This window comes from Novosphingobium sp., from assembly GCF_036733805.1.
Lineage (GTDB): Bacteria > Pseudomonadota > Alphaproteobacteria > Sphingomonadales > Sphingomonadaceae > Novosphingobium.
The window spans coordinates 1-5,237 of record NZ_DAIMZT010000103.1 but is presented as its reverse complement, the minus strand read 5'-3'; the positions used below and the strand labels follow the sequence as shown (position 1 = coordinate 5,237).

General features: G+C 63.6%; 8 protein-coding genes. All 8 read right to left on the bottom strand.

Features of this window, described 5'->3' with window-relative positions; all coding sequences use genetic code 11:
* A partial coding sequence (locus V7D69_RS15215; protein ID WP_333606222.1) for an efflux RND transporter permease subunit occupies positions 1 to 305 on the bottom strand: 305 nt, incomplete at its 3' end.
* Positions 302 to 1,792, bottom strand: a complete 1,491-nt coding sequence (locus tag V7D69_RS15210; RefSeq protein WP_179563609.1) for an efflux RND transporter periplasmic adaptor subunit — start codon at positions 1,790 to 1,792, stop codon at positions 302 to 304. The genes V7D69_RS15215 and V7D69_RS15210, both read right to left, overlap by 4 nt.
* The gene (locus tag V7D69_RS15205; RefSeq protein ID WP_261937553.1) at positions 1,789 to 3,018 is read right to left on the bottom strand and encodes a TolC family protein; all 1,230 of its coding nucleotides are present in this window, start codon (positions 3,016 to 3,018) and stop codon (positions 1,789 to 1,791) included. The genes V7D69_RS15210 and V7D69_RS15205 overlap by 4 nt, the downstream gene beginning before the upstream one ends.
* 135 nt (positions 3,019 to 3,153) lie before the next feature.
* Positions 3,154 to 3,447, bottom strand: a complete 294-nt coding sequence (locus V7D69_RS15200; protein ID WP_149524029.1) for a hypothetical protein — start codon at positions 3,445 to 3,447, stop codon at positions 3,154 to 3,156.
* Positions 3,448 to 3,548: 101 nt separating this feature from the next.
* On the bottom strand, positions 3,549 to 3,923 hold the full coding sequence (locus V7D69_RS15195; protein ID WP_149524030.1) for a hypothetical protein: 375 nt from the start codon (positions 3,921 to 3,923) through the stop codon (positions 3,549 to 3,551).
* 46 nt (positions 3,924 to 3,969) lie between these two features.
* Complete coding sequence (locus V7D69_RS15190; RefSeq protein WP_179563614.1) at positions 3,970 to 4,413, bottom strand: DUF411 domain-containing protein; 444 nt, start codon at positions 4,411 to 4,413, stop codon at positions 3,970 to 3,972.
* A gap of 43 nt (positions 4,414 to 4,456) precedes the next feature.
* Complete coding sequence (locus V7D69_RS15185) at positions 4,457 to 4,852, bottom strand: DUF305 domain-containing protein (protein WP_179563641.1); 396 nt, start codon at positions 4,850 to 4,852, stop codon at positions 4,457 to 4,459.
* A gap of 70 nt (positions 4,853 to 4,922) precedes the next feature.
* The coding region (locus tag V7D69_RS15180) for a DUF305 domain-containing protein (RefSeq protein WP_333606221.1) at positions 4,923 to 5,237 on the bottom strand (315 nt) is incomplete at its 5' end.

The window sequence follows — 5,237 nt, the reverse complement described above, 5'->3', positions numbered from 1 at the left end:
TCGGTGCCGTCCTCGAAGATCACATAGACGAAGCTGTCGCCGAAGAAGGAATAGCCCCGCACCGTCTTGGCACCCGGCACCGACAGCATGGTGGTCGTCAGCGGATAGGTGACCTGATTCTCGACGATCTGCGGCGCCTGTCCCGGATAGCTGGTGCGGATGATGACCTGCGTGTCGGAGAGGTCCGGTAGCGCGTCGATCGCGGTTGATCGCACCGCCCAGACACCCACGCCGATAAGGGCCAATACACCGATCAGGACGAAGAAGCGGTTCCTGACCGACCAGCGGATGAGATGGGCGATCACTGCCCCGCCACCTTCGCCATGCGCCGCACGGTCGGTCCGGCCGGCGGTTGATCGAACCCGAAACGGACACGATCGCCCGTCTTCAGGCCCCGCGCGACGTTCGGATTGGGAAGCTGGAAGGTCATCGTCATCGCCGGCCAGCCAATCGCCGGCACCGGCTCGTGGCTCAGCGTCACCGAATTGGCGGTAAGCTGCTCGATTTTGCCTACGGTCTCGTAGAGCGCGGCCGTAGCTGCGCGTTTGCCAACTGCCATCGGCACACCGCCACCGATCGGCCGTGCCTGCACGCCGGAAAGACTAGCCTCGGAGTCGATCAGGAATTGGCCCGAAGCGATGACCTTCTCGCCTTCGGAGAGCCCAGCGAGGATCTCGGTGTCGTCCCCGGATTCCCTGCCGGTTTGCACCTCGGCCGGCCGGTAGCGGCCCTTATCTAGCGCAAGCATCACCAAGGTCCGCTTGCCGGTGCGGATCAGCGCCTCGGAGGGTACGAGCAATGCTGGCTGTGCGCTGCCGCCGAACGACACGGTTGCGAACATGCCCGGGCGCAGACGACCACCACGATTGGGTAGTTCGATCCGCACGGTGAGCGTCCGGCTGTCGGCCTGCGTCGTAGGCAGGATCGCCGAGACACGGCCCGACAATGTCTCGCCGGGGAATGCGGCAAGCGTGGCCTGCACGGTTTGTCCGGGCTTGAGCGGTCCCGCGATGGCTTCGGGCACGGCAGCATTGAGCCAGACCGTGCCAAGGCCGTTGACCTCGGCAAGCGTCTGTCCTGCCGTCATCGTCATGCCGGCCCGCACATCTAACGTCTTGATAACGCCGCCGGTTGGCGTGGAAATCGTGATGACATTGTGCGGCCGACCCGTTCGCTCGACCGACGCGACCGTACCAGACGGCATGCCAAGCAGTATGAGCCGCTGGCGCGCTGCCTGTATCAAAGCCGCGCTCCCGGTGCGGCGGACCGCCAGGAACTCGGCCTGTGCGCCACCCCATTCGGGAACGAGCAGGTCGGCGAGTGGGGCACCGGCGCCAATGATGTCGCCGGGCGCCCGGGCATAGACCCTTTGAACGAACCCGCCAGCGCGCGCCTGGACGATCGCGACATCGCGCTGGTTGAAGTCGATCGTGCCGGTGGCGGTTAGGCTGCTGGTCAGTTGTCCCCGTCGTACGGCGACCGCGCGCAGCCCCAGCGTTTGGGACGCAGCGGGATCGATGCGGATGCCCGGCGCGTTGCCGCCGCCTTCATCGGCATATTTGGGGATGGTCTTCATCCCCATCGACGAAAGCGTATCCGGATTGTTGTAGTGCTCTTGCGGCACCATGGGATCGTACCAGTAAAGCACCTTACGACCGGAATCGGCTGTTTGCGTAGGAGCGGTTTCGCTCCCACCGAGGTGGGCGATGCCATAGCCTGCGCCACCAGCGACGAGGGCGAGCGCTGCGGCGGCAAGACCCAGCCGGGCGCGCGGTGATATCTCGAGGCTCATCGATTTTCGCTCCGGTATGTGAGTGTCAATCGGGCGCCGTCAGCGGCGACCAGCGCTTCGCGATCGAGGACAGTGAGGGTGGCGTCGGCAAGCGCGGCATAAGCGTCTGCGACATCGACAAGACTGGCGCGTCCTGCACCATAGCTTGCGGTTTCCAGCCTCACGCGTTGCTCGGCGAGCGGCTGCAGCGTGCCCTGCGCGCGCATCCATTGTTCGTGGTGCATGACATGGTCGGCGATATCGGCATCGAGGTCGGCAGCAAGAGCGCGGCGCGCCGCTTCGCGTTCGGCCAGAACGCGCCCGGCATTGGCCTGGGCAGCGGCGATTCCGGCGTTCTGACGATTGCGGGTGAAGAACGGCAGGCTGACCGTCACGCCAGCAGAGACATAATCGCCGAAACGGGGATCGCGGCGCTGATAGGCGACATTCACGCCGAAGTCAGAACGCCGACCGGCATCCGCCACCCTTACATCGGCATCGGCTTGCCCAGCCTGGGCATCGATCATCTGGATGGTGGGATGGCGATCGAGGCCAGCACGAAGCTCGGTCCCATCGACCGGGAATTCGGGGATTGGCCCGGCAATCTCAGGCGCCGGATCGCCGGTCCACCGGGTCAGTGTAGCGCGGGCCCGCGCCACGCTCGAGACCAGTTCGCTGCGGCGATCCTGCATCGCCGCGACTGCCTGTTGACCGGCAAGAGTCTGCGCCGGCCGCGCATTGCCCGAAGCGACCGCGCTTGTCGTGGTCCCTACCACGCGCTCAAGCCGGGACAGCACCTCGTCGAGCGCGGCAAGCCTGCGTTCGGCATAGGCCAGATTGATCCAAGCCAAGGCCGTTCCGACCTCAACGGTGCGCGCCTCAACCGCGGTATCGGCCTCAGCCGCCTTGATGTCGCTATCGGCGCGCGCCTGTAGCGCATGGCGCTTAGCGAGGTTGGGAATGTCCTGACTGACCCCGACCCGCGCCATGGTAAAATTGTCCCGCTGCGGCTCGAACGCGAGCGGTCCTGATATCGGGAAGCTGTCTACGCCCACTGCGAGGGTGGGATCGGGCAGCGTTCCCGCGGCCCCACGCGCCGAACGCGCGGCATCAGTGCCAAGTGTCTTCGCTCGAATGGAGGGAGCATCGTGCTTAGCCTGGCGAAGCGCCGCATCGAAGGTCAGCGGACCGGCGAACGCAATCCCGGGGATCGCCGCGAGCAGCGGCGCACAAACAAACAATCGCATGGAAAACTCCTGATCGGAGGACCGGATCGGCCGCGCACACTATGACAGGCATATCAGTGGCGGCGGAATGGGGGGCATTCCGCCGCCACTGCTGGCCTAGCCGTCTATGCGACCTGAAGCGGCCAGAACTTTTGCCTAACCGACCGACGGGGCCGACGAAGGCGATGCCATGCTGTGCATCTGCTTCATGCAATCAGCAGCGTCGGCGCTGCTCATCTTCATCATGTCGCAGTCGCACGCCGCCACTTGCGTGGTATCAGGCACCCAGACGCGCCGCTGTCCCTGGAGCGGCGCACGCGGTCCATATTGCGGGACTGACTTCCACTCATAATGGCCGGACTGTTGGCTGTGGTCCGGTTGGCCGGCGAATGCGGCGACGGGTGCGGCAAGGGCTACGCCCAGCAGCGCATAGAAAACACGGTTCTTCATGACTATCATCCTTTGGCAAATCATCGGGGTAGCCGCAGGTTGGACAGGAGGTCGATCCGCGACAGGCGCAACGACCCTTCCAGCCTTACGGCCGAGTTCGATCAGCCAAGGAGAGTCGGCGGTTCCGGTTCGGGAGCAACGTCACCGCCGCGCAGGACGGTGGTGGTCGACCAGAAGGCCAGGGTCGGATCGGCCGCGCGCACCGCAAGCGTCGGTGCGTCATTGCGAACCGCCATGGGAATGACACAGCCCATCGCGGCGATGCAGGCGAGCGTCATGCCCTTGCAGGGTTTCTGCGCGGGCTGCTGTTGCTGCGTCATCATCTTCATGCAGTCTTCGGACATGCCGGAATCGGCCGTCCCGGTCATCGCCATCGATACGGACACTACAGGCGGTGCTGACGCAAAGGCGGCTTCCTGGCCGAGCAGACCGAGCAGGGCTCCGAGCAGGAGAAAGAGGGGAAGCGCACGTTTCACAGCTGTAATCAACTACGCCAATCTTGATCCAAGAGCAACGCCATGCTCATCCGCCGTGCCGCGCGTAGATAGTTTCGCTTCCTGCACCAAAGGCGAAGACATTGAACGCCTGAACCGGCTGCCCGGGGGCTTCCATGCCTGGTGATCCGAGAGGCATGCCCGTTACGGCAAGACCACGCACACCACGAGGACGCTGCGCGAGAACGCGCTTCATGTCCGCGATAGGGACGTGTCCCTCGAAAACCATGCCGTCGACGATCGCTGTATGACACGATGACAGCCGAGCGGGCACGCCGTGCGTGCGCTGAAAGGCAGATCGCTGCTGATCATCGATTATGGCCACGCGCCGGCCGAATTGCTGGCGGACCTGGGCGGCCCATTTCTCGCAGCAACCACATCCTGGATCGCGATGGACTGTGATAGGTACAGCCGCGGCACTGGCGACCGAGACAGACGCGGCGAACGCAGCAAGAACGAGTTTCAGTGGCATATACACCTTCCGTTATCCTCCGCCCTTGGGCGGGGGAAAGTCTCTACTGCGCACGCTTGTGGTGAGCTCTTAGCCAGCCCTGCAGCTCGCCCACTTCCCGAGTCTGCTCGGTAATCGCCTTGGTCGCCATCGTTCGAACCTGCGCGTCCTTTGTGTCGCGCAAGACGATGCGTGACATCGCGATCGCGCCGCGATGATGTTCGATCATCTTGCGAACCCAGGTTTCCGTCGCGTCGCCGCCCATGGCGGACATCATCTTCTGATGCATCTCCATCTCGGCCGGCGGATACGGGTTGGCCGGCGTAGGGTTCGTCATCTGGCCCATGTCCATCTTCGAATGGTCCATGCCCTGCATTTGCGCGATCGCGGGTGTGGTCAACAATCCGAAGATCATGACGGCGATTATTTTCTTCACAATTCTCTCCTCATCGCCCCGCATTGTTAATACGCGCGAGCGCGCCATTACCCTCGCAAGCCTGCGCTAATTTTCGAGAATGGGATGGCGAAACCTACTTGCGGGCGAGAATAGCCTTCATCTCATCAATCTCGCGCCGTTGGGATTGCTCGATACCACCGCACAGACGGACGATCTCCGGGTCCTTCAAGGTCGCCTCGCGACACATGAGGATCGCCCCCGAATGGTGCGGGATCATCGAACGGAGGAATGCCGTATCGCCGATCGTCGTTTGCGTGCGGATCAGCGCAAACGATCCAGCAAATATCACGACCGAGCCGACCAGAAGGGCCGCATTGGCCGCCTTTGATGGGAACATATGGCCCATTGCGAGGATCATCAGCACCACCATCGGCGCGACCATCATCAG